General features: G+C 69.5%; 22 protein-coding genes, 3 tRNA genes and 1 pseudogene. 19 read left to right on the forward strand and 7 right to left on the reverse strand.

Annotated elements, in window-relative coordinates:
• The first annotated feature begins 101 nt into the window (after positions 1-101).
• From B0E53_RS11370 to B0E53_RS39285, 3 genes and pseudogenes are all read left to right on the forward strand, one after another.
• A complete protein-coding gene (locus tag B0E53_RS11370) occupies positions 102-1,784 on the forward strand; it encodes a copper resistance protein CopC (RefSeq protein WP_107076038.1) in 1,683 nt (560 codons plus the stop codon).
• Between the two features lie 16 nt (positions 1,785-1,800).
• Positions 1,801-2,529, forward strand: coding sequence for a YcnI family protein (locus tag B0E53_RS11375; RefSeq protein WP_107076019.1), 729 nt, complete (start codon positions 1,801-1,803; stop codon positions 2,527-2,529).
• A gap of 716 nt (positions 2,530-3,245) precedes the next feature.
• Positions 3,246-3,674: pseudogene (locus tag B0E53_RS39285) on the forward strand (hypothetical protein); the annotation flags it as partial.
• A 146-nt stretch (positions 3,675-3,820) separates the two neighbouring features.
• Here the strand turns inward: B0E53_RS39285 and B0E53_RS11385 are convergent.
• Complete coding sequence (locus B0E53_RS11385; protein WP_107076021.1) at positions 3,821-5,092, reverse strand: glycosyltransferase 87 family protein; 1,272 nt, start codon at positions 5,090-5,092, stop codon at positions 3,821-3,823.
• A gap of 74 nt (positions 5,093-5,166) precedes the next feature.
• Between B0E53_RS11385 and orn the strand changes: the two genes are divergently transcribed.
• Both orn and B0E53_RS11395 read left to right on the forward strand, forming a co-directional pair.
• The gene (gene orn / locus B0E53_RS11390) at positions 5,167-5,757 is read left to right on the forward strand and encodes an oligoribonuclease (protein WP_107076022.1); all 591 of its coding nucleotides are present in this window, start codon (positions 5,167-5,169) and stop codon (positions 5,755-5,757) included.
• 102 nt (positions 5,758-5,859) lie between these two features.
• Positions 5,860-5,935: transfer RNA gene (locus B0E53_RS11395), tRNA-His, on the forward strand.
• 107 nt (positions 5,936-6,042) lie between these two features.
• Here B0E53_RS11395 and B0E53_RS11400 read toward each other — a convergent pair.
• Positions 6,043-7,341, reverse strand: a complete 1,299-nt coding sequence (locus B0E53_RS11400) for an Ig-like domain-containing protein (RefSeq protein WP_107076023.1) — start codon at positions 7,339-7,341, stop codon at positions 6,043-6,045.
• A gap of 214 nt (positions 7,342-7,555) precedes the next feature.
• Positions 7,556-8,821, reverse strand: a complete 1,266-nt coding sequence (locus B0E53_RS11405; protein WP_107076024.1) for an Ig-like domain-containing protein — start codon at positions 8,819-8,821, stop codon at positions 7,556-7,558.
• A 187-nt stretch (positions 8,822-9,008) separates the two neighbouring features.
• Between B0E53_RS11405 and B0E53_RS11410 the strand changes: the two genes are divergently transcribed.
• The 6 genes from B0E53_RS11410 (at position 9,009) to B0E53_RS11435 (ending at position 14,757) form a co-directional block, all read left to right on the forward strand.
• A tRNA-Lys gene (locus B0E53_RS11410) sits at positions 9,009-9,081 on the forward strand.
• A 202-nt stretch (positions 9,082-9,283) separates the two neighbouring features.
• Positions 9,284-9,356 (forward strand) — tRNA-Lys (locus B0E53_RS11415).
• A 566-nt stretch (positions 9,357-9,922) separates the two neighbouring features.
• Positions 9,923-12,202: a hypothetical protein gene (locus B0E53_RS11420; protein ID WP_107076039.1), complete on the forward strand. Its 2,280-nt coding sequence runs from the start codon at positions 9,923-9,925 to the stop codon at positions 12,200-12,202.
• Between the two features lie 740 nt (positions 12,203-12,942).
• Positions 12,943-13,371 (forward strand): DeoR family transcriptional regulator, encoded by a 429-nt coding sequence (locus tag B0E53_RS39290; RefSeq protein ID WP_246835346.1) that lies wholly within the window; start codon positions 12,943-12,945, stop codon positions 13,369-13,371.
• On the forward strand, positions 13,284-13,739 hold the full coding sequence (locus tag B0E53_RS11425; protein ID WP_246835347.1) for a hypothetical protein: 456 nt from the start codon (positions 13,284-13,286) through the stop codon (positions 13,737-13,739). The genes B0E53_RS39290 and B0E53_RS11425 overlap by 88 nt, the downstream gene beginning before the upstream one ends.
• 337 nt (positions 13,740-14,076) lie before the next feature.
• A complete protein-coding gene (locus B0E53_RS11435) occupies positions 14,077-14,757 on the forward strand; it encodes a YdcF family protein (protein WP_210406024.1) in 681 nt (226 codons plus the stop codon).
• A 6-nt stretch (positions 14,758-14,763) separates the two neighbouring features.
• Here B0E53_RS11435 and B0E53_RS11440 read toward each other — a convergent pair whose 3' ends face one another.
• Entirely contained in the window at positions 14,764-15,990 is a 1,227-nt protein-coding gene (locus tag B0E53_RS11440; RefSeq protein WP_210406025.1) for a helix-turn-helix transcriptional regulator, read from the reverse strand.
• 367 nt (positions 15,991-16,357) lie between these two features.
• Between B0E53_RS11440 and amcA (B0E53_RS37500) the strand changes: the two genes are divergently transcribed.
• The 6 genes from amcA (B0E53_RS37500) to B0E53_RS11465 all read left to right on the forward strand — a co-directional run bounded on the left by amcA (B0E53_RS37500) (position 16,358) and on the right by B0E53_RS11465 (position 19,487).
• Positions 16,358-16,522 carry a multiple cyclophane-containing RiPP AmcA gene (amcA, locus tag B0E53_RS37500; RefSeq protein WP_168215294.1) on the forward strand — a complete coding sequence of 55 codons (165 nt, stop codon included), beginning with the start codon at positions 16,358-16,360 and terminating at the stop codon, positions 16,520-16,522.
• The gene (locus B0E53_RS11445) at positions 16,519-16,866 is read left to right on the forward strand and encodes a hypothetical protein (RefSeq protein WP_107076026.1); all 348 of its coding nucleotides are present in this window, start codon (positions 16,519-16,521) and stop codon (positions 16,864-16,866) included. The genes amcA (B0E53_RS37500) and B0E53_RS11445 overlap by 4 nt, the downstream gene beginning before the upstream one ends.
• Entirely contained in the window at positions 16,863-17,999 is a 1,137-nt protein-coding gene (gene amcB, locus B0E53_RS11450) for a cyclophane-forming radical SAM peptide maturase AmcB (protein WP_107076027.1), read from the forward strand. The genes B0E53_RS11445 and amcB overlap by 4 nt, the downstream gene beginning before the upstream one ends.
• Positions 17,996-18,178: a multiple cyclophane-containing RiPP AmcA gene (amcA, locus tag B0E53_RS11455; protein ID WP_107076028.1), complete on the forward strand. Its 183-nt coding sequence runs from the start codon at positions 17,996-17,998 to the stop codon at positions 18,176-18,178. Before amcB ends, amcA (B0E53_RS11455) begins: the two co-directional genes overlap by 4 nt.
• A 61-nt stretch (positions 18,179-18,239) precedes the next feature.
• Positions 18,240-18,902, forward strand: coding sequence for a pentapeptide repeat-containing protein (locus tag B0E53_RS11460; RefSeq protein ID WP_107076029.1), 663 nt, complete (start codon positions 18,240-18,242; stop codon positions 18,900-18,902).
• Between the two features lie 15 nt (positions 18,903-18,917).
• Positions 18,918-19,487 (forward strand): kinase, encoded by a 570-nt coding sequence (locus tag B0E53_RS11465; protein ID WP_107076030.1) that lies wholly within the window; start codon positions 18,918-18,920, stop codon positions 19,485-19,487.
• 113 nt (positions 19,488-19,600) lie between these two features.
• Here B0E53_RS11465 and B0E53_RS11470 read toward each other — a convergent pair whose 3' ends face one another.
• On the reverse strand, positions 19,601-20,089 hold the full coding sequence (locus tag B0E53_RS11470; RefSeq protein ID WP_107076031.1) for an HAD domain-containing protein: 489 nt from the start codon (positions 20,087-20,089) through the stop codon (positions 19,601-19,603).
• A gap of 308 nt (positions 20,090-20,397) precedes the next feature.
• On the opposite strand from B0E53_RS11470, the gene B0E53_RS11480 reads away from it, so the two are divergent.
• Both B0E53_RS11480 and B0E53_RS11485 read left to right on the forward strand, forming a co-directional pair.
• Entirely contained in the window at positions 20,398-20,802 is a 405-nt protein-coding gene (locus B0E53_RS11480; RefSeq protein WP_107076032.1) for a hypothetical protein, read from the forward strand.
• On the forward strand, positions 20,799-22,283 hold the full coding sequence (locus tag B0E53_RS11485) for a site-specific integrase (protein WP_107076033.1): 1,485 nt from the start codon (positions 20,799-20,801) through the stop codon (positions 22,281-22,283). The genes B0E53_RS11480 and B0E53_RS11485 overlap by 4 nt, the downstream gene beginning before the upstream one ends.
• Positions 22,284-22,463: 180 nt before the next feature.
• Here the strand turns inward: B0E53_RS11485 and B0E53_RS11490 are convergent, their stop codons facing one another.
• Complete coding sequence (locus B0E53_RS11490) at positions 22,464-22,988, reverse strand: hypothetical protein (protein WP_107076034.1); 525 nt, start codon at positions 22,986-22,988, stop codon at positions 22,464-22,466.
• A 13-nt stretch (positions 22,989-23,001) separates the two neighbouring features.
• A complete protein-coding gene (locus tag B0E53_RS11495; RefSeq protein ID WP_146167644.1) occupies positions 23,002-23,535 on the reverse strand; it encodes a hypothetical protein in 534 nt (177 codons plus the stop codon).
• Between the last annotated feature and the right edge of the window lie 342 nt (positions 23,536-23,877).

The following is a 23,877-nucleotide window of genomic DNA, read 5'->3' on the forward strand; positions in this document are numbered from 1 at the left end:
CGCCGGGCCCGGTCGGCCCGCGTCGAACGGCCGGCCACGGGGCCGGGACGCGGATGAGGTCGGGTCGCCGGGCGCCGCACGGTTCGGGAAGCATGGCGGTCATGACTGCTGCCGTACGCCGCCGCCCCGTGGCCGGCGCCGACCGTCGCCGGACCACCCGGCTGGGGGCCGCCGCCGGACTGCTGGTCACCCTCGTCGCCCTGCTGCTGGCCCCGGCCACCCCGGCCAGCGCCCACGCGGTGCTGGTGAGCAGCAGCCCCGCGGCCTCGGCCGTGGTGCCCAGCGCGCCCGCCGAGGTGGTGATCACCTTCAGCGAGGGGGTCCGCAAGGTCCCCGACAAGATCCGGGTGATCGCTCCCGACGGTTCCCGCGCCGACCGGGGCGAGCCCACCTTCAAGGGCGCGGTGGTCACCATCCCGGTGGACCCGTCCGGCGCGCGCGGCACCTACCTGGTCAGCTACCGGGTGATCTCGGCCGACAGCCACCCGGTCTCCGGGGCGTTCACCTACTCGGTCGGCGCGCCGTCCACACCGCCGACCGACACCGGCACGGACACCCGGGCGAACCCGGTGGTGGGCAACGCCGTCAAGGTGGTCAAGTACCTGGGCTACGTCGGGCTGCTGCTGCTCGTCGGCCCGGCCCTGGTGCTGGCCGCGCTCTGGCCGCGCCGGCTGTCCCGGCGCGGCCCCGCCCGGCTGGCCTGGTCGGGGCTGGGCCTGCTGGCCGTGGCCACCCTCGCCGAGCTGTGGCTCCAGGTGCCCTACACCAACGGCGGCGGCCTGTTCGACATCTCCGGCTCCGGCATCGGCGACGTGCTGGGCAGCACGTACGGCACCGCCCACCTGGTCCGGCTCGGCCTGCTCGCCGCGGCGGCGTTCCTGCTCCGCCCCCTCTTCGCCGGCCCGGTCGGCCGCACCGACGGGCTCATCCTGGCCATCCTCGGCGGGGCGGCGCTGTTCACCTGGCCCCTTGCCGGGCACCCGGCCGCGTCGCCGGCGCCCGCCGTGTCGGTGGTGGTGGACGCCGTGCACCTGGGCAGCATGGCCGTCTGGCTGGGCGGCCTGGTGATGCTCGCGGTCTTCCTGCTGCGCCGGGCCGACGAGCGGGAGCTGGACGCGATCCTGCCGATCTGGTCCCGCTGGGCGGCGCTGGCGGTGGCCGCGCTGCTGCTCGCCGGCACCGTGCAGGGGCTGATCGAGGTGGCCACCCCGAAGGCGCTGGTCGACACCACGTACGGGCGGCTGCTGCTCGCCAAGATCGTGCTGTTCGCGCTGGTGATCGGGGTGGCCGCGTACTCCCGGGCGCTGGTCCGGCGGCGCACCGCCGCGGGGCGCCCGGGGTCGATGCGCCGGGCGGTGCTGGCCGAGCTGGCGATCACCGCGGTGGTGCTCGGCGTATCGGCGACGCTGGTGCAGACCACCCCGGCCCGGACCGCCTCGGCCAACGTGGCCGGCGCCCCGGCCGGCTACTTCTCCACCACGCTGAGCAGCCCGATCTACTCGCTCCAGGTGGAGCTGGACCCGGCCGAGACCGGCAACAACTCGCTGCACCTCTACGCGTACACGAAGGACAACCGGCCCCAGCCGGTGCAGGAGTGGAAGGCCACCGCCGCGCTGCCGTCGGCCGGCATCGAGCCGATCACGATCCCGCTGCTGCCGCTGACCGACAACCACGCCACCGGCGAGATCAGCCTCCCGGCGGCGGGGCAGTGGCAGCTGCGCTTCACCGTCCGTACGTCCGACATCGACCAGGCCACGGTGACCGCCACCGTGCCCGTGAAGTAACGGAAGGCTCGCTCACATGATCCGTCTCCGGCGTCCCGCAACCGCCGCCGCACTCACCCTCGCCGCCGTGGCCACGGCCGTGCTCGGCCTGGCCGGGGCGGCCTCGGCGCACGTCACCGTCAACCCGAAGGAGGCCACGCAGGGCGGCTACGGCCGCTTCGCCTTCCGGGTGCCGAACGAGAGCGACACGGCGTCGACCACCAAGGTCGAGGTGAACCTGCCGGAGAACGCCCCGGTCGGCTCGGTCTCCACCATGCCGGTGCCCGGCTGGACGGTGACGGTGGAGAAGCGCAAGGTCGACCCGCCGATCGAGGTGCACGGCAGCCAGCTCACCGAGGCCGTCTCCAAGCTCACCTGGACGGCGGCGCCGAACGGCGGGGTCAAGCCGGGCGAGTTCCAGGAGTTCCCGGTGTCGATGGGCCCGTTACCGCAGGCCGACCGGATGGTGTTCAAGGTGCTCCAGACCTACTCGGACGGCAACGTCTCCCGCTGGATCCAGGAGCCCACCCCGGGCGGGGAGGAGCCGGAGAACCCGGCCCCGGTGCTCACCCTGACCGCCGCCTCGGCGTCCGCCTCGCCGGCCGCGAGCGCCCCGGCGGCCGCCGCGGACGACGACAAGGACGACGCCGACACCGGCGCGGCCACCGCGTTCGGCGTGGCCGGTCTGGTCGCCGGCCTGGCCGGACTGGTCCTCGGCGGGCTGGCCTTCCTGCGTACCCGCCGGGAGACCGCCGCGAAGTCCTGACCTGCGCCCGTCCGCCGGCCCGTCGACCGTTCCGGGTCGCGGCGTGGCGTCAGACACGCCGAGCCGGAATGGTCGCCCGGATCTTCCGGCGGGCCGGCGGCCTTTCCGCGGTCCTTCAGGTGCTTGCCGCGGATATCCGGCGATTGTGTGGTCGCCATCGGTAAGGTCGGCCGGGTACTTCGCTACCGAGGGGGACGACGCGAATGCGTTTCGTGCGCACGATCGCCGGCATGCTGCTGTTGACCGTGGGGATTCCGGCCCTGCTGGCGGGCGCCGGGCTCTGGCTCGCCGCCCGGCACGCCGACCCGGACGGCGGCTTCGCCGCCCGCTTCGAGACGGTCCGCACCCCCGCCCGGGCGGTCGTGGTGTCCGACGTGGACGCGCTTCTCCGCGCCGAGGCGCCGGTCGCCCGGGCCGGGCAGGCCCGGCTGCGGCTCACCGCGCGGACCGCCGACGGCCCGGCCTTCCTCGGCCTCGCCCCGACCGACCAGGTGCGGCGGTGGCTGGCCGACGTCCCGCACGCCACCGTTCGCCGGGTCGCCCTGGCTCGCGGGTCGCTGCCGGTCCGCCTCGACCCGGCCACCGCCGGCACCGCCGGCGCCGTCCCGCTCGGCCAGGACTTCTGGGTACGCGAGGGGATCGGCGCCCTGGAGTGGAGCCCGGCCGAGCTGGCCGACCGGTCGCTGAGCCTGGTGGTGATGCGGCCGGACGGGCGGGCCGACCTGGCCCTGGACCTGCGCGCCGAGCTGCGCGCCGGCTGGTTCCCGGGGGTGGCCTGGGCGCTGCTGGCCGGCGGGACGCTGCTGGTGGTCCTCGCCGTGGTGCTGCTGCTGCGCCCGGTCCGCCCGCGCGAGGTGGTCTTCGTGGTCGAGCCGGACCAGGTTCCCGTGCTGGCCGGGCGGCTGGGGGTCAGCTCGCTCAGCGGGCTGGGCCAGCGGTCGGAGCCGTCCACCCTGCCCGACCGGCAACTGGTCTCCGTCGGGTCGGCGCCCGCCGAGCGGTCCCGCGCGGCGATCGGCCCGGTTCCGAGCCGGCGGCCGGTGAGCCTGGCCGACCTGGCGGCAGACGCGGACTGGTCGTGGCCCCCGGTGACCGCCGCGGAGACGCTCCGGCCGGTCCGGCCGGCCACGCCTGTCGACGAGTGACATGTGCCCCCACACGGCGGGTGGCCCTCCGCGCTGCCGACGCGGAGGGCCACCGTCACCGGGGGAATTCGGTGCTACCTGGGAGAAACCTGAGGTAGTTGGGACCAGATTAGCGCTGAACGCCGCTTGTCGCGAGTTCTGTCCAGTTAGTGCAAGTTTTCGGCTGCGGCGTCGGCTCGCTCCGGCGCCGGCCGGCGGGTCGGCAGCACGGCCAGCAGCAGCAGGCTGAGCAGGACGTACGCGTTGCGGGTGACGAACTCGCCGGGGTTGTCGGTGCGCGCCGGGGCGACGCCCCAGTCCTGGAAGGTGACCACCCCGTAGACGATCACGAAGCCGGTGCCGATGGCGAGGACGAGCAGCCGGCGCCGCCGGCGGGCGCCCGCCACCGTGCCCCGGTCGGCGTCCAGCGCCGCGTCGACCAGCACCACCACCGCCGGGATGAACCAGTACAGGTGGTGGGTCCAGGTGATCGGGCTGACCAGCCCGCCGACCAGGCCGGTCAGGGTGAGGCCGGCCAGCGCGTCCCCGGCCCGCGCGGCGCGGGCGGCCCGCCACAGCCCGTACCCCACGACCAGCAGCGCCAGCAGCAGCCACGGGAGCTGGCTGGGCTTGTCCGGCGCGGTGATCCGGCTGAGGAGGCCGAACAGCGACTGGTTGCCGGTGTAGTCGGTCCGGCCCACCCGGTCGGTCGCCCACAGCTCGTGGGTCCAGAACCGCCACGAGTCACCGGGCGCGACCGCGGCCGCGAGCAGCGTGGCCAGCGCCGCGGTCACCGAGGCCACCGCCGCCGCCCGCCACCGCCGGGTGGCCAGCAGGTAGAGCACGAAGATGCCGGGGAAGAGCTTGAGCGCCGTAGCCAGCCCGACGCCCACGCCGGCCCAGCGCCGCCCCTGCGGTACGCCGAACAGCAGGTCGCCCAGGATCAGCACCACCAGCAGCATGTTGATCTGCCCGAAGGTGAGCGTCTCCCGGGTGCTCTCGACGGCCAGGACCAGCAGCACGGCGACCGTGACGGTGAACAGCCTCGGCAGGTCGTGCCGCCGGACCACGGGCAGCACCAGCCAGCGGGTGGTCACCACGACGCCGACCACGGTCAGCACCGTGAAGATCGCGATGGTGGCGCCCAGCGGCAGCAGCGCGAACGGCCGCAGCAGCAGCGCGGCGAACGGGGGATAGGTGAAGTAGAGCGCGCCCTGGACCCGGTCCGGCTGGACGTAGTCGTAGAGCGGGTTGCCGGCCGCCCACCAGTCCATCGCCCGCATGTAGATCTTGAGGTCGAAGAAGTTGTGCACCAGGCCCGGCAGGTAGAGCGCCGGCAGCACCGCCGCGAGCGCCACCACCGTGACCAGCCGACGAGCCGTACGCCCGCCCGGATCGTCCTCGGTGACGGCGGGTGGCGCGACGGGTTCGGCTGGCACGGGGAAACCCTAGCGGTCCACCCGGGCGAGGGTGCTTCAGGCGCGGGCGGGTCGGTGGCGCGTAGTCTGTCCCGGTGGCTGATCTTCTCGTCTGGATCGACTGTGAGATGACCGGGTTGGACCTCGGGCGGGACGCGCTGATCGAGGTCGCCGCGCTCGTCACCGACCCCGACCTGAACGTGCTGGGAGAGGGCGTCGACGTGGTCATCCACGCCGACGAGGCGGCGCTGGAGGCGATGCCGGAGATCGTGCGCACCATGCACGGCAAGTCCGGCCTCACCGAGGAGGTACGCCGCTCCACGGTCACCCTGGCCGAGGCGGAGGACATGGTGCTCGACTACGTCGCGAGCCACGTGAAGGACCCGCGGACCGCCCCGCTCTGCGGCAACTCCATCGCCACGGACCGGGGTTTCATCGCCCGCGACATGCCCCGGCTCGACGCCCACCTGCACTACCGCATGATCGACGTCTCCTCGATCAAGGAACTCTGCCGGCGCTGGTACCCGCGGGTGTACTTCGGCCAGCCCCAGAAGGGGCTGGCCCACCGGGCGCTGGCCGACATCCGGGAGAGCATCCGCGAGCTGGAGTACTACCGGCGGACCGTCTTCGTGCCGCTGCCCGGCCCGGACGTGGAGAGCGCCAAGGCGATCGCCGCCCAGCTCTGAGCCCCGCCGGGCGGGCCCGCCCGAACCCGGTGGACGGGGCCGGCAGGGGTGTGGCTATTATTAGTCCGCGCACCGCCCGGGTCGACCGGCGCGGAGAGCATGGTGGCTGTAGCTCAGTTGGCAGAGCACCGGGTTGTGGTCCCGGTTGTCGTGGGTTCAATTCCCATCAGTCACCCCAGAAGACCGAAGCCCCCTCCTCCGGGAGGGGGCTTCGATCATTTTCCGGTCCTCGCAACGGCGAGCGGCCCCCTCCGGAGGTGGAGGAGGCCGCTCGGTGCCCGTCGATCAGGGGGTCGGCTCGACGCTCGGCTCGTCCGCGCTCGGGCTGGTGTCGTCGCCCGGCTCGGCCGGCGGCTCGTACGGCAGGGCGCTGCCCTTGACGTACTCGTCCCAGCTCATGTTCCAGTCGGTCCAGCCGTTGCCGTTCTGGAGCTTGCGCTCGGTGCCCTTCACCGTGATCGGGTCGCCGATCCGGGTGTTGGCGAAGAGCCAGTTGCCGTCCTTCATCGAGACGTTCACGCAGCCGTGCGAGACGTTCGTCCTGCCCTGCACGCCCTCCGACCAGGGCGCGGCATGGATGAACTCGCCGCCCCAGGTGAGCCGCTGCGCGTAGTCGATCTCGGTGCGGTAGCCCTCCTCCGGGCCCAGCTCCTCCATGGTGTCGAAGACCGTGTGGCGGAGCTTCTCGATCACCACCATGGTGCCGCTGGAGGACGGGGTGGTCTTCTTGCCGAGGCTCACCAGGATCGTCTTGATCACCTTGCCGTCCCTGGTGACCGTCATCTTCTTGGTGCGGTTGTCGACGGTCATCACGAACGACGGGCCGATCTTGATGTCGACGCTCAGGTCGGAACGGCCGTACCAGCCGTCGCCGAGCGGCAGCCCACCCGCCTGCACCTTGTAGGTCACCGTGCTGTTGGCCTTCCAGAACTCCTTCGGCCGGTAGCGCACCTCGGTCGGGCTCACCCAGTGCCAGATGCCCTCCTGGGCCGGCTTCGCGGTGACCGTCATCCGGCGCTGCAGGTCGTCGCGGTAGTCCTCCGGGATGGCCCGGCCGAACTTGACGATCAGCGGCATGGCCACCCCGACGACCTGGTTGTCGCCGAGGAAGCTGGTGACCCGGATCTGCTTGCCCGGCTTGGCCATGGTGGTGAAGGTGCTGGTCGCGGTGGCCGGCTTGCCGTCGTCGCCGGTCGCGGTCACCGTCGCGGTGTACGTCTCGCCGTAGTTCAGCGCGCCGTCCGGCAGCCAGCTCTTCCCGTCCTTCGCAAGCTGGCCCTCGACGGCCTTGCCGGCGGAGTCCTTCAGCTCGACAGTGGTCTCCTGCGCCTCCTTCGTGGTGAAGGTGACGGCGGTGGAGGCCGGCACGTCCTTGGCGTCGGCCGCGGGCTCGGTGATGGTGGCTGCCGCCTTCGGGCCCTTCTCCCCGCCCCCCTGCCAGCTCGACGGCTTGTCCTTGCCGCCGCCGCTGGTGCAGCCGGTCAGCGCCATGGCGGCGGCGAGCACCGCGGCCGCGAACACGCGGCGTCGCCCGCCGCGCCGGGCGGTCCCGCCCCGGATCAGCTCGTCCTGGCTAGCTCGCATGTTTCCCTCACAGTCGTGGTCCCGGGTCCCATCGTCTCCTACAGACGCACCGGAACGGTTACCCGTTGCCGGACGTGAACCGAAACACCCCGCCCGTGATGTAACGATTCTGATACCGTGCGGCGCTTTGCCGAGCAGAGGAGTCTCTCCGCCGCCCGGCGGTACCTGGGCGAACGGTCGCCGACGATGGCGCGTCCGCCCACGTTACGCCTGTTCAGAAGGGCGAGCCCTGGCCGCCCTCGGGTACCGGCAGGGCGCTGCCCGCGACGAACTGCGACCAGCTCATGCTCCAGGCCGTCCAGCCGTTGCCCGGCTCCAGCCGCCGCTCGGTGCCCTTCACCGTGATCGGGTCGCCGACCAGCGTCTTGCCGAAGAGCCACCGTCCGTTCGCCATCGAGACGTTGACGCAGCCGTGCGAAACGTTCTGGCGGCCCTGCACCCCCTCGGACCAGGGCGCCGAGTGGATGTACTCGCCGCCCCAGGTCAGCCGCTGGGCGAAGTCGATCTTTGTGACGTACTGGTTGCGGGGGTCCGGCTCGTCGCGGGTGTCGAAGACCGTGGACTCCTTCTTCTCCATCACCACCATGGTGCCGCTGGAGGAGGGGGTGCTCTTCTTGCCGAGGCTCACCGGCAGGGTGCGGACCACCGCGCCGTTCTCGTAGACGGTCATCTGCTTGGTCGCGTTGTCGACCTTCATCTCGAACGCGCGGCCGATCTTGGCGGTGGCGCTCCGGTCGACGTTGCCGTAGCGGCCGTTGCTCAACGGGATCCCGGCCAGCGCCAGCCGGACGGTGATCGTGGTGCCCGGCTTCCAGTACTCCGGCGCCCGGTAGTAGGCCTGCGTGCCGTTGTAGAGCCAGTGCCAGGCGCCCGGCTGCGGCGGGTCGGTCTGCACGAACATCCGCTTCTGCACCGCGGCGCGGTCCTTCTTCGGGATGCCCGGCGAGAACTCGGCGACCACCGGCATGGCCACCCCGTACGTCTTGCCGCTGAACATGTAGAGCCCGGAGCCGATCATCGACTTCGGCTTGGCCATCGTGGTGAAGCTGCTGGTGCCCTGCCGGCTCTGGCCGTCCGTGCCGGTACCGGTGACCGTGGCGGTGTACCGGGTCGCGTACTTCAGCGGGGCCGACGGCACCCACGACGAGCCGTCCCGGCGTAGCCGGCCGGCGACGGTGGCGCCGTCGGCGGCGGTGAGGACGACCTTCGACACCTTGCCGCCACCCGGGATCCGTGCGCTGATCTCGGTGCTGACCGGCCGCTTGTCGGACCCGTCGGCCGGGCTCACCGCCAACGCCGGCAGGGCGGGCTGGCTCGGGTCGCCCGTCGTGCCCGGCGACGTGGTCGGGACCGCGTCGTCCTGCTGCGCGCCGGCTACGAACGCCGGCTTCTTCTGGTCGTCGCCGCACCCGGTCAGTGCCAGCGACGCCGTGAGGACCAGGACGCCCACCATCGCCCCGGTCCGCGCGAACCTGCCCATCCCCACCTCTGTTCTCGCGTGCCTGGCGGACATCGTGCCGCATGAGGGCCCGTGCCCAGCGCCCCGCGACCGGAGGGCTGCGAACTTTGTGGGCATTCGCCGGTTAAGCTCGACCGAAGGGTGGAGCCCGGTATCGGATTGGAACCCGGCTCTGCGGGCGTGCTAAGGTTCTTCCCGTTGTCAGCGAGCGCCGCTAGCTCAACTGGCAGAGCAGCGGACTCTTAATCCGCGGGTTCGGGGTTCGAGTCCCTGGCGGCGCACGACTAGCGAAGCTCAGGCCCGGTGCGATGCACCGGGCCTGAGCTTTTCGCACGACATCGGCTCCTGAGCTCTGACGGAGGGGAGCTGCGCGGCCGGCGGATGGTGATCCGGCCGTAGCCGCCGGGACCCTTGCGTGAAAGGGTGGCCGCCCCCGGAAGGGGCCGGTCGGTGGCGTGTTACCGTTCCTGCCGTTGCCGGCGAGCGCCGCTAGCTCAACTGGCAGAGCAGCGGACTCTTAATCCGCGGGTTCGGGGTTCGAGTCCCTGGCGGCGCACAGGTGATCAAGGCTCTGGCCTGGTGGTTCTCCACCAGGCCAGAGCCTTTTTCGTGGCCGTCGTGACGGCGGGTGCTCGGTGGGTGTTCGGGAGCAGTTGGACCCGTTCTGACGTCAGGGACGGCGTGCGCGTTAACGGACTCGGCGATGGTGTCGATCCGGGCCGTGCTGGTCATCGTCGATGACGCGATCACGAGAAGTAGCTGCTGGCCGGCCTAGCCACTGAAAGCTGCGAGCACTGATCGCCAAGGACGTGCTGCATCGGCACTGGCCCAACGAGCAGGTATGGCAGCTACCGGGCGGGGACAAGGCCCGCCACCGGCTGGTCGGCCTTGCGCCCCGTCAGGCGGGCGTTCGCTGTGGCGCTGCCCCAGTGTCGACCGACGTCGGTCGCTCCGCGCTCGGTGCAGGGTTGAGGAGCCTCGGCCAGCTCAATTCAACCAGGCCAGGCGGAAATGTTGTTGTTCCTGGGGTGTACCAACAGTCCTTGACGCGCATGCGTAGATGTGCTTCACTCTCATCCGGTACACCGTGGGAACAACGATGGGACGGCCATGAGTGCGAGCATGAGGTTCTACACCGCAACCAAGAGCCGCAACCAGGGGCGGGAGGCGTGGTCGGTCATTTTCCGCCACCCCGCGCGTCTGGATGTCGGCACGGGCAAGACGGGGCGCCGCGTTAGGCGTGGTCTCGGTACCACGGACGAGCGCGAGGCCGAGCGCCTCGTTGAGCAGCTCAATGAGATCCTGCGCACGCCGGAACTGTGGGAGGCAACCGCTCGGGCCTCGCTGGCAGGACGTTTCGACGCTCGCGTGATCGAGATCTTCTATGACGGCCTGGAGGCCACTCAGCTCGACTTCGCCAGTGTTCGTGAGACGCAAATCCCGCTCCCGACGAGCGCGGACGGCTACCGGACGGTGCTGATGCTCGGCACTACCGGCGCGGGGAAGACCACCCTCGCGCGGCAGATCCTCGGCACTGATCCCAAGACCGAGCGGTTCCCCTCCACATCGACCGCCAAGACGACTGTCGCCGATACCGAGCTCATCACGACCTCGGAGGAGGCCTATCGTGCTGTCGTTACCTTCGCACCGCGCGACGAGGTCATCGACTACCTGGCTGAGAACGTCTCCCGGGCGGCGCTGTCCGCGCGCCAGGGCAAGAGCGAAGCCAAGATCGCTCTGGACCTGCTCGATCACCATGATCAGCGCTTCCGCTTCAGTTACGTTCTCGGCCGCGGCGGCAAGACGGCGGGCAGCATTGATGGGGACATGGCCGACGACGACCTGCCGGACGACGACGGCGGTATCGATGAGGTCGCGCTAGACCCCGAGGAGTACGGCAACGTCGACATCGCGGCGACCGAACGCGTGTTATCGGAGTGTGTCGCTGCAGTCAAGGAGATGGTCGCGCGTTACGCCGACGAGATCGCGGCCGGCATTGTGGAGGGCAAGGACGACGAGCGCGTCCTCGATGAGCTCATCGAGGACGCCCTCGACACCGATCTGCGCCAGTCGGAGGAGTTCCACCAGATCGTCGATTCGCTCATCGATGAGATCGAGAAGCGCTTCGCCGCCCTGGATGTGGGAGTGTTTCGGCGCAACCGCCAAGGCTGGCCGGTGTCCTGGTCGTGGGACTCGGAGGACCGAGCGCTCTTCATGAAGGTCGTTGCCCGGTTCTCCAGCAACTACGCGCCACTCTTCGGGCGCCTATTGACACCGCTGGTCAACGGGCTGCGCGTCAGCGGGCCCTTCCAGCCCAAGTGGTCGGCCGAGCCGCTCAACCTGGTCCTAGTCGACGGCGAAGGGCTTGGTCACACCGCTAAGTCGGTGAGTTCGCTCTCGACCCGTGTGCAGGAGCAGCTGCAGCAGGTCGATGCTGTGCTGCTCGTCGACAACGCCACGCAGCCGATGCAGGCCGCGCCGGTCGCAGCGCTCAAGGCGATGGTCGTCTCGGGAACTGCGAACAAGCTGCACATCGTGTTTACGCACTTTGACCAGGTCACGGGCGACAACCTGCCCACATTCCCGCTTCGAGAGGAGCACGTGCTCGGTTCGGTGGACAACGTCCTCAAGGCCATCGGGGAGGAGCTCACGCCGTCGGCTGAGCGGGCGCTTCGCCGCCGGATCGAGAACGCCTGCTTTTTCGTTGGGGGTATCCACGAGAGGCTCGACCCCGAACGGAAGATCGGCGCGCGCACCATTCGCCAGCTGGAGGAACTTCTCGATTTGCTGACGCATCCCGAGCACGCTACCGACATCGGCCACAACCGCCCGGTCTTCGACCGGATGAACCTTTCACTCGCCGTCGCCGAGGCGGCCAAGACCTTCCACCACCGCTGGCTGGGGCTGCTCGGCCTGCGACCGAACCCGGATGCTCCGAAAGAGCATTGGACGCGTATCAAGGCGATGAGCCGTCGGCTGGCCGAGGGGGGGCAGCAGGAAGGCTACGACAATCTCCTGCCGGTTGCCGACCTCAGTTCCCAACTCCAGACCCAGATCTACCTGATGCTGCAGCGCCCGGTGCGGTGGACCGGGGAGGAGCCGCCGAGCGAGGCTGAGCAGGAGGCCACCCTCGACGCCCTCGCCAACGCCGTTACCCAGAGACTCATCGAGGTCTCGCGCCGCCAGCTGAAGGACGAGGTGCGACTCGCATGGCAGGACGCCTATGCACAGCGCGGTGTCGGCTCGACGTTTGTTCGGGCGCGCATCATCTCGCACGAAGTCTACGACCGCGGTGCGCCTATTCCGACTTCCGTGGCTTCACCGGACCAAAACAAGTTCCTCAAGGCCGTCGCCGAGGCGATTACCGAGGTCGCCAGCGAGTTCGAGGCGGAGCTCGAGTAGGGAGCGACGACGCCACACCAATCCATTTGGCCGTCAACCGTGGCTGTCAACGGGATCAGAATCGCCACCGGTCTCAATGTCGGCGTACGAATCAAGTGCAAGGCAGGTGCAGCTGAACGTGCACAGCGTGCAGTTGGACGATGAGATGAGCGGGGGTCAGCTCGGTGTTCGAATCGGTCCCGAGCTGACCCGGCGGACTGGCGGAACCCGCAGAAAGCATCGGCGAACGTTGTGACTTGCTCCGTGACGAGCGATACCGGACAAACCAGCATAACCCCTCCGCGGCGGCGAGCGGTGCTGGCCCGGGTGGGGCTCCGTCTTGCCGAGGTGCGGCGTTTGCAGTGTTGCTGTCGGTGACGTTCGTTCGGACGTGGCGATGCGTCTTCGCCCAGCCGGTGAGCACGTGTCAGTCGCCTTTGGGTGATCGGTTCTGGGCCGCGATCTGGTTCCCGGAGATCAACAACCCGTGGTCCAGTTTGGTCGTATCGCCGCTTATATTCTCAGCTCTTCGGCTGAGTCACTGAACAGTGATCTCCAAAATCGGCCCCGAAACCCCGATTTGAGTACACGAGTACTCGCACGGCTCGCCGGCGCTTCGCCTGGCGAGCCACCAAGAGCGCTGTCTACGGTCGCGGTCATCCCGACGCCACGGTTTCCGGGCCAGTCCACTGACTACGCTCCGTTACAGACCTGCGGAAACCGTGTGTCGGGCTACCGGTGTCTGGAGGGATCATCGGGAGATGGGTGACCAGGTGGCCGTTCGACGGTTGTCGCTGCGGCGGTGGCGGGTCCTCTCGCACCTGGCGCAGCTCGGTTCTGCATCGACGCTGGACGTGGCACTTGTCTGCGCGGTGTCGCCTCTAACGGCTCACCGAGACCTGGTGTGGCTGCACGAGGCGGGACTGGTGCGCCGCGACCGCTCGGCGGAGGACCGGACCCACACCTGGTGGTACGGGGTCACGGTCGAGGGGACGGAGGTGCTCCGGGGCGCCTTGACGGCGTCGGGGCGGCCGGTTCCGTTGCGGTTGGGTCAGCGGCCCCCGGCAAGGCGGATGCCCTGCTCTTCCTGCCGCTGGTCGAGGTGTCGCGGCGCAACCCGGGGCGGTGCGAGCTGTTCCAGTGGCTGGCGACGATGGAGACCTCGGCGTGGTTGCGCCAGCACGACCTGACGCAGTTGCGAGCCGACGGCTACGGCGTCTGGCTGCAGGACGGGCGGTGTCTGCGGTTCCTGGTACACGTCGACCGTGGCCCAATCGGCGACGTTGTCGCCGAGCACGAACGGCCGGCGTCAGGGCTGGGTGGACTGTTGGCCGGCTACCGGCGTGCGACCCGGCTGGTGCCGGTCGGGGCGATTCTTCTGATCGCTCAGGACGCCGAGCGGGAGGAACGACTGCGGGCCGACCTGCTTCGCGAGCCACTGCGGAACGCTGTCGCCATGACCACACAGCAGTTGCTGTATCGCCACTGGCCGGACGAGCAGGTATGGCAGGTCCCGGGCGAAACTGGCAGGCGTCGCCTCGTCGAGCTCGGATCCTGACCGCACCACCTCACGATGCCCCGACCGCCGCCAACCTCCTGATCCTTAGGGGGCCAGCGGCGTGGTGCTGGAGTCAGCGGTGTCGTGCTGCGCTGCTACCCCTACGCTGGCGGCATGAGGGAACCCAGCGCGGACCGCACCTACGCCACGCCTGACGACCTTCCGCTGGCGGCTGTGCTACCTGAACTACTGCGGAGCGTGCGTGGGGGCCAGATTGTCTACCTGAGTGAGCGGGACGAGCCCGTGGCCGCCGTCGTTCCTCTGGAGGTGGCAAGGGCGGGATTGGCGGCCCTGGGCAGGTCCGACGAGGGGCCCCGATGACGGCCCTCTCCGGTAGGTGCTGATGAACCGGCATGCGGCGGCACCTGCCGAGGCGATCCCCGACGCTGTCCGGGCGGACGTGGAGACGCTCTGGCGCTACCACGACATGCATCACGAGTTGCGCCCGTGCGACGTGGGGATCGGGCTGGGCAGCCACGACCTCGGCGTGGCTGTCATCGCGACGCGCTTGTTCCACGAGGGCCTTTTCCCAAGGATCGTGTTCACCGGCGCGAACGCCCCGACGACCGTCGAGCGGTTCCCACGTGGAGAAGCAGTGCACTACCGCGAGTACGCCGTCGACCAGGGCGTACCCGCGGAAGCGATCCTCGTGGAACCGCGTGCCACGAACACCGCCCAGAACCTGGAGTACTCGCGTCAGCTCCTGGCCGAATACCGGATCCCGGTGAAGTCGGTGCTGATCATGTCGCGGCCCTACCAACAGCGTCGGGCCTACGCCACCTGCAGGCTGATGTGGCCCGAGGTCCAGGTGGTGTGCGCGTCGAACCCGCTCGAACTGGACGACTACGTGAGCAGCATCGGCGATCCGCGGCGGGTGGTGGACATGCTGGTCGGCGACACGCAGCGGATCGAGGTGTATGCGGAGCGCGGGTTCGCGATCGCGCAGGAGATGCCGGACGAGGTACGGGCGGCCTTTGAGCGCCTGGTGGCGGCTGGCTACACGAGCCGGCTGATCTGAGCCCAGCTACCAGAGCGGCCCTCCCGGCCGGACACCCATCCGGTCGCTGAGTTCGACGGCCAGTCGAGGTGGCCGGGGGCGGGTGAGGATGTCCCGGACCAGGTCACGGGAGAGCCGGTGGTAACGCACCTGGTCGGGGCCGATGACCTCGGCGTCCAGAAGCGCGGCGAGCGCGTCGTCGATGCGGTTCCACCGGGCAAGGGCTCGGGCAGTTTCGATGGCGTGCCGAACCTGCCGCTCGACGGGCACGGTGCTGGTGTCGAGTGGGGCGCCGATGGCGATGGCGCGTTGCACGTCGCCGAGTTCCATCGCCACGGTCGTCTTGTGGATCGACACGTTGGTCGGCCCGAATGCGGTCCACACGTGGTTGCCGTCGGCGCCGAGCCGCGTCGCTGCGGCGTCGGCCTCGGCGATGTGGGTGTCGGCGGAGGCGCGGTCGTCGTCTCGGGCGGCGGCCAGCGCGCAGACGAGGTGTAGGCTCCCGTAGACCGACAGCAACTGCGGAGTCGGCTTGACGAGCCGTGGTTCCAGGAACTGCGCCGCCGTGGCGGCGAGGCCCCTGGCTTGGGCGTATTCACCGATGGACGCCAGCGAGTGAGCGGCGGAGCGGCTGAGTGAGCCGATGACAACGTGATCGTGGCTGGCGTTGGCGGCGGCCAGACCTCGGCTGGCGGCGGTCCACGCGAGGTCACCTTCGCCCAGCTTGGTGAGGAACAACGCGGCGAGCTGGTGGGCGTAGGCGGTCATCGCATGCGCGTGCTGGCCGTCGTCTCCGTCGTACGCCTCCGTGGCGGTGAGGCAGTCGTGGATGAGGTAGGGCAGCCGGCGGGCGAGGGTGCCGTACCGGGAGTGCTGGTAGGCGGTCCAGATTTCCGCGACGTCGTTCTCGATCTCACGCAGGGCGGGGGCCTCGACATCCCCTGTGCTGGCCAGCGTTGGCGCGAGGTGGCGATAGTCGTGAAGCGCGGCCCGCAACGCCGGGATGGTCTCGCGCCCTGAGTCGTCCGACCACTCGAACAGGCTCGGGGCGCCGATCAGGTCGCCGAGGGACACGTCGAGGGCCTTGGCGATCGCGCGTATGACCGACAGCCGGTCCAGGTCGGCCCGGTTCGTCTCGACCTTGCGTAACCACTCCTGCGTCTTGCCGACCAGACCGGCCAGCACCTCCTGGGAGAGCCCTCGCCGACGCCGGTAGAAGGCGACGCGCTGGCCGATCGTCATGTCGTCCGTCATCCCTCGCACACCATCACCCTGCCCGCTGACGCCCGCCGGACCCGGTATGGATTTTCCCGGTCCTCCGTACAGGCCGCCCCTACGTTCAGTTCACCCCGTATCACCGGCGCGTGTCGATGCCGATGTTCGGGATGACTGACAGGGAGATGCAGATGGAGGGATCGATGAGCGGCGCACCACACCACGGCTTGGGCCGCTGGCTCGGCCCCTCCGGGAGCGAACTGTCTCGGCGCTTTCCCCGCCTGCGTACCGCCACGAGGGCTGCGCGGGTGGGTGATCGGCGGTCTGCTCCCAGCCGCCGCGGTGCGGCGGCGGGCTCGCCCTTCCCCCGGCGAGCCCGCCGCTCATCGTCCCCAGAGGAGGCGGCATGACGGTGTACGTCTCGCGTAACGCCATGGCCGGCCAGTCCCGGCGCCCCGAGCCCGGGTGGACGTCCTCGTCGGGGCAGGTGTGGCCCGCTGATCCGCCGCTGCTCACCTTCGTGTGGCGTCGGCTGTTCGAGCAGCAGGCGCGCGAGGGCGGCCGCCGGTGACCGGCCAGCAGCGCCGTCTCGCAGCAAATCGGCTTGCGCCAGCCGAGGTGGAACATCTGCCGATGCGTCCGCTGTGGTCGTGCCGCCGGTGCGGGCAGCCGTGGCCCTGCGGCGCAGCGAAGCTCGCGGTCCTGGCCGAGTACCGAGAAGTGCCGGTGAGCCTGTTCCTCTACCTAGCCGGCTGCCTGCACGACGCGATCGAGGACCTGCACCGGCTCAACCCGAGCGTCACGGGCAGCGCCGCGGACATGTTCGACCGGTTCCTCGGCTGGCCTGCCCGCCACACCCACGCCTACCGCGTCCGTACCACCACGGCCGGCAGCATCGAGCAGGGCTCCTCGTGAACGGCCTCGGCCTCATCAACGCCACCGGCCAACCGGCGGTCGCCGGCAGCTTCCACACCCTGGTCGTGCAGCCGACGAGCTTCTGCAACCTCGACTGCACCTACTGCTACCTGCCCGACCGGAGGTCCCGCCGCCTGATGAGCGGCGCGGTCGCGCAGGCCTGCGCCGAGTCGATAGCCCAGCAGAACAGCGGTCATCCGGTGAGTGTCGTGTGGCACGGGGGCGAACCCACCGCCACACCCATCGGGCTGTTCCGGGATCTACTGACCCCGTTCGAGGAGCTGCGGCGCGCGGGGATGGTGCGTCACGAGATCCAGACGAACGCGACGCTGATCAACCAACACTGGTGCGAGCTGTTCACCGCTTACGGCTTCGAGGTCGGGGTCAGCATCGACGGACCGGGCGCGTTGAACCGCAACCGCCTCGACCGGGCCGGCAAGCCGACCGATGCCCGGACCCTGCGCGGCGTGCGGACCCTGGCGGAGGCGGGGCTGAGGTACTCGATGATCTGTGTGGTCACCCCGGAAACCATCGACCACGCGGACGCCCTCGTCGACTTCTTCACCAGCCTGCACGGCTGCGAGTCGGTGGGCTTCAACATCGAAGAGCAGGAGGGCGCCGGCCGGGCACCGGTGTCGGAGGACGCGGCGTACCGGTTCTGGCAGCGCCTCATCGCGCGTCGCGTCGGCGGCAGCCCGCTACGGATCCGCGACGTGGACCGGCTGGCCGACTACCTCGCCGCCACCCGCGCCGGACACGTCGACCACGCCCCGTACGAGCCGATCCCGACCGTCTCCTGGGACGGGCAAGTGGTCCTGCTGTCACCGGAACTGCTCGGCACCACCGAGCCGCGATACGGCGACTTCATCGCCGGCAACGTCCTCCAGCAACCCATCACCGCCATGCTCGCCCGCGCTGGCGACCTGGACTACGTCGCCGAGTTCGTCATGGCCCTCAACGGCTGCGCTGACCACTGCGCCTTCTACGACTTCTGCCGTGGCGCCCAGGCCGGCAACCGCTACTTCGAGCACGCGACGTTCACCGCCCGCGAGACCACCTACTGTCGAACCACCCGACAGGCCCTCGTCCGCGCCGCCGCCGACCACCTCACCCCTCAAGGAGGAGCACCATGACCAACGCCCTCGCGACCCTCGTCAACGCCGCACCCGAGCAACTCGCCCGCCTCGGCGTCGACCCGCAGCGGTCGGTAGCGTCGATCGACGCGGCGAGGTTCGACAACCGCCCCACCTGGGATAACAAGGGTAAGTTCGACAGCCGACCCGGTTGGGACAACTGGAACAAGAAGAAGTAGTCACCACCACGGGACGCGCGGGGTGGCGTGCCCACCCCGCGCCCACACAGGTTGAGGACACATGCGCACCACCACGATCGGCGACGTGAAGGTCCTACTGCCGGACCTCGAAACGGACGACCTCGACACCACCACGGACCTGGCCGACGGCCTCACCGAGGCTTTCGTCGACGGTGCGGCGTGGCGCGGTGTGCACCTGGAGGGCGTCAGCATCCGCAGCAGTCTGATCACCGGCGTGGACCTGAGCGAGAGCACCTGGGAGGCCGGCAGCCTCTACGGCTGCGAGATCACCCGTACCGACTTCTCCGGCGCGACCTTGACCGGCATCACCATCGAACGGTGCGCGATCACCGGCTCCCGATTCACCGGCACCAGACTCACCGACGTACGCCTCAAGGACGTCCTGTTCGACGGCTGCCGCTTCGACTACGCCACCCTCCAACGCGTCGCCGCCGCCGGTTCGGTCGCGTTCACCGACTGCACACTCACCAACGGCGCGTGGTCTTCCTGCCGCCTATCTCGTATTGCGCTGCGGTCGTGTGACCTCGCCGCTTTGGAACTGGACTCCTGCCACCTCGACGGGGCCGACCTGCGGGGCAGCCGCCTGCACGGCCTCAAGACGCCGCTGGACAACCTGCGCGGCGTCACCCTCGGCGAGGACCAACTATCTGACTTCACCCGGCTGGCCGTCGCCGCCCTCGACCTCACCGTTTGTAACGACTGAAGCCGAGGAGGCATCGTGCGCGCTGAACCCACTGGCAGCCCGGACACGATCGTCGTCTGCATCCGAGGCAACTCCGGCTCGGGCAAGAGCAGCATCGCCCGCGAGCTACGACGCCGGCACGGCCGGGGCTGCGCCCTGGTCGAGCAGGACTACCTACGCCGCACCCTGCTGCGCGAACGGGACAAGTCCGGCGGCATCGCGCCTGCGCTGATCGCGCAGACCGTTCGGTTTGCGCTGGACCACGGCTACCACGTAGTGCTGGAAGGCATCATGTACACCGGCCGTTACCGCAGCATGCTGACCGCCCTGCGGGACGGCCACCGCGGCCGGTCGCTGTTCTGCTACCTCGACGTGTCCCTGCCCGAGACCCTGCGCCGGCACCTCACCCGCCCGCAGGCCACCGAGTTCACCGCCGAGGACATGAGCGGCTGGTACGCCGCCCACGACGTCCTGGGCTGGCCCGACGAACTCGTCCTCCCCGGGACCGCCGGACTGGACGAGGCCGTCGAGGCCATCGCGACTGCCGCCGGGTTACCCCAGACCGGCCGCGACGACGACCTGCTTCCGAACGTTCCGTCCCCGTAGAGCGGCTCAGCCAGCTAACGGTGCTGCCGTTCCGGCGCATCGATCGCCAACGCCAGTCCCGAGTGGCCAGACAGCCCGTCAAGCACGGCGACTGCGATGGCATGGAGCTCGGCCTACCGCGTCTGCATGAGCCAGCTCTCGATGACCGCGAAGTCGCGCTCGGTCAGCCCGCGACGTGGGTCGACCCGATGTAGCAGAGCCGGAGCCTGGTGATGCGTCGACACCCACTCCTGATCGGCGTAGGAGATCTCGTCGTCGACCCACACGAAGGGACGTCCCTGCGCCCACTCGACCAGCCCACGGGTCTTCCAGTGCAGGACACCCACCTCGTCGGAGTCGGGCCAGTCCACGACCGGCAGAGGCTGTAGCCCGAGCAGGGGCGCGAGCATGTCGTTCGCGTCGCTCATCCAGGTCGTCGCCCACGCGAGATCACACGGCAGGGCCTTCAGCCGGCGGCCGTGTTCCGGATTGACCTTGTGCAGCAGGGGATGGGCGTCGGCCGGTAGAGCCGGCGCCTGGCGGTGGCCATGCGACATGCCCGGCCCAGCCGCCCTGGGTGTCCCGAACGGGATAAGGGTGCCGTCCACGTCAAGGAACAGCAACGGACGCGGCGCAGAGACGGACGGGCAGGCACTAACCCGGGCGGCACTCGCCGAAGCCCTCCGCGCAGCAGGTCACACTGTCTCCAACACCCGCCTATCCGAACTCCTCAAGATCCTCAAGACCGAGTCGTCGGCACCGCCCGAAACGACCGTCGACCCGGTCACGCCGACCAACCCGACGCCACCGCCTCTGTCGCCGGCCCGGCGGAGCGATGACGGAACAGGCACCTCTGCATCGGTCGACCCCGGAGGGATCACCCCACTCGGACCGAACAGCCATCCATTTCACGACCAGGAGAAGCCTGATCATGAACAGCCCCACGAACCCCGTTGACCAAACCATCCGTGCCACGACCGAGAGCACCACCACCGCGCGCAGCGTCGGGGAGGTGTGGACGATCGAGCGCATCCGTGCCCTCGGCGTGACCACCACCCTCGCCACCACCGCTTCGGTGCTCGGGATCAGCCGATCTCAGGCGTACCGGCTCGCCGCCACCGACCAGTTCCCCGTACCGCTGATCCGGGCCGGCAGCCGCATTATCGTCCCGGTCGCCGCCCTGCTCCACCTCCTCCACCCCGATCCCGCCACGACCGGCGGCCAACGACTTGAAGCCGACGCGAAGGTGAGCGTGGATGCGATGACCCCGCCACCAGCGGATTCCACCCGACACCGCTGGCGGCACCACAGAGAGCATCCAGGAGACGATGAGTGAAGGGATCCACCTTCAAACGCTGCGGCTGCCGCGACAGCGTCACGGGCCGGCGACTGGGACGCTCCTGCCCCCAGCTTCGCCGGCCCGGCGGCGGCTGGTCCCGCACCCACGGCCACTGGCACTGGCACTGGCACTGGCAGATCGAAGTGCCCGCCCGCGCCGACGGCACCCGCCGCCCCCTACGCCACGGCCCGTACGCCACCCAGGCCGACGCGGACGCCGTCCTGGACCGTATCCGGGCTGCGCTCGCCGTCCCCGACCCCACCGACCCGCACGCCACCGTCAAGACCGGTGACCTGATCGAGGCCGCCGTCAAGACTGGAGCGCCCGTTCCCGGCCCGGATCAGGTTCGGCGGGCGCTGCACCTGGACATCACCCCGACCGAACTTCCGACAATGGAGGTGTACCTGACCGACTGGCTCGCCGGACGCAAGAACATCAAGACAGGCACCCTGCGCTCCTACGAAGGCCACATCCGGCTGTACCTGATCCCGCACCTCGGTCACCTGCGCATCGACCGGCTCCGCCCCGGCCACATCGACGCCATGTATAACGCCATCGCCGAACGCAACACCACCATCGCCACCCTGCGCGCCAGCCGCGACCCCGCCAAGCGCGATCAGGTCAAGAACCAGCGGATCGTCGGCCCCAGAACCTTGCACGTCATCCACGCCACCCCGCGCAAGGCCCTCAACGACGCGATGCGCCGTCACCGCTACATCGACACCAACCCCGCCCTCATGGTCGAACTACCGACAGCCCGATCACCCAAGCCCACCGTCTGGACCGAGCAACGCGTCAAAACCTGGCGCGACACCGGCAAGACCCCCAGCCCCGTCATGATCTGGACCCCCGAACACACCGGCAGATTCCTCGACCACACTTACGACGCCCATGACCGGCTCTACGCCCTCTACCACCTCATCACCTTCACCGGCCTGCGCCGAGGCGAGGCCTGCGGCCTGCACTGGGACGACCTCGACCTCGATGCCGCCACCCTCACCGTCCGCTGGCAACTCGTCCAACACGGCTGGACCACCGCCATCGACACACCCAAAACCACCGACAGCGAAGCCGCGGTCGCCCTCGACACCGAGACCGTCGCGGTGCTGCGCGCCCACCGCACTCGGCAACACCGCGAACGCCTCGCCGCAGGTGCTGCCTGGACCACCACTGGCCTGGTGTTCACCACCCCGACAGGCGGTCGGCTACATCCTGCCGATGTCACCGATCACTTCCACCACCTCGCTACCCAAGCCGGACTACCACCCATCCGCCTGCACGACCTGCGCCACGGCGCCGCGACCATGGGCCTCGTCGCCGGCGTCCAGATGAAGATCATCTCTAACCGGCTCCGCCACTCCAGCCCGCACTTCACCGCCAAGTTCTACGGCGATGTCCTGCCGGAGCTGTCCCACGCCGCTGCCGAAGCAACCGCCGCCGTCGTCCAACGACGCGGTGGCACCGCAAGGCCGGCATAGTCCGCAGGCCTACCACCTGATACTGCGAAGGGCCAGCGCACGAGGTTCCCGGCTGGCCCCACGCAGTATCAGGTCTTCTCGATGAAGAGGAATCCGCAGATCACCCGAGCCGTCACCGTGGCGGCGCGGACCCTGTGGCCAGGAGTCGGCCGCCCTGCCTATGTAGAGGCGGATACTGCCTCACGTTGGCATTCGAAACCGGCTCAGGCTGCGCGACTGGTCAAGCCACTCTGCGGCCAGCTGACGCGCTTCTGCGCGTGGCATCCGCTTCCGGCGGCGTATCACCTTGGCCAGGCGCTGCATCACGACACCTTCCCATCGGTCCCGGAAATCGTCGTCGGGCGTCTCGATGAGGATCTTCGGTCGGTAAATATCATGCTTCAGGCGGTCGCCGGGCCGACCCGGCTGAAGGTAGATTGCCCGGCTACTGAGAGCGGCGTCAACAATGATGCCCTCGTGCTCGATGCTGAACAACAGGGTCGCGCGAACCTCGATCGGCCGGATGAACTGTAGCGAGAGGGCTACCTGATCGCCGTCGCGGTCTACCTGGCCCCACCTGTATGTGACATCACCAGGCGACAGGTGATCGTGTAGCCGGACTAGTTCATCGATGTCAGGACGGCCGGCGGTATCGATGATGACCAACGGCACCATCCGGCCGTCAGCGAACGGGCCAGCAATCGATCCGTCCGCGACGACGGGCACGATGTCGAAAGGATCAACGCTCCGTCTCGTCGGCCGTTTCCTGGTCGTCCGCCCTCTGATCATGACCCACCTCTCGTAGAACAGACGCGCTGATCGTCGCGGCGATACCCCGACTGTCCTGCAGAACAGCGTCATAACGATGGATCCCTGCACCCGCGGGGAACAAGTCGGCAGGTAGCCGGAACGTCAGCCAACCGGCGACCGCGCCGTTGGCCTGCAGCCGCGCAGGCAGGTCCAGAGCATCCACCTCACTCGGGAACGCATCGCCGGTGGTCTCGTGGCGAACCTTGACCGTCATGGCATGGCCGGACTGCAGGGTGTAGGCAATGTGCAGATCAGCGCTGACAACGGCGGCATCACGGTCAGTGGGGTTGACCGCGAGGATCTTCATGCCGACCCACCGTGGCGCGTCCCGACGACGCCATGATGCGGAGTCATCAAGGGTGACGGTCAACCGGGCCGCCCGTCGTTCCTCCTGCTGCAAGGAAAGGGCCAACGCGCGCCGTGAAGTGTTGCGGTTTGACAGCGCAACCAGCAGCGCGAACACTGCGACGACGGCTGACGCCACGGGCATCCACCGGAACCAGCCAGAGTCCGAGGAACCCGATAGCGGGGCCACAACCACGAGCATGAGCACAGAATGCCCGAACGCCGGGCTCACGCGATACCGGAACCCTCACGGCCCGCGCGTCGTAGCCCTCCAGGCACCCACCCGTCAGGTTCAGGCAAGGCAAGTGGCGCCGGCGCCGAGGAGGTGTCGCCGTGACGCTGAGCCTGGCCGATCGGCGGCACGCCTTCGTTGACGCTGGCTCGGTGGACGTTTGGGCCTCCAGGAGGACGGACTGGGCGGCTCGGTCTGCCCTGCTGATGCTGGACAATCGCATCAGCT

It is taken from the genome of Micromonospora sp. MH33, assembly GCF_003013775.1.
In the GTDB taxonomy this organism is placed as follows: domain Bacteria; phylum Actinomycetota; class Actinomycetes; order Mycobacteriales; family Micromonosporaceae; genus Micromonospora; species Micromonospora fulviviridis.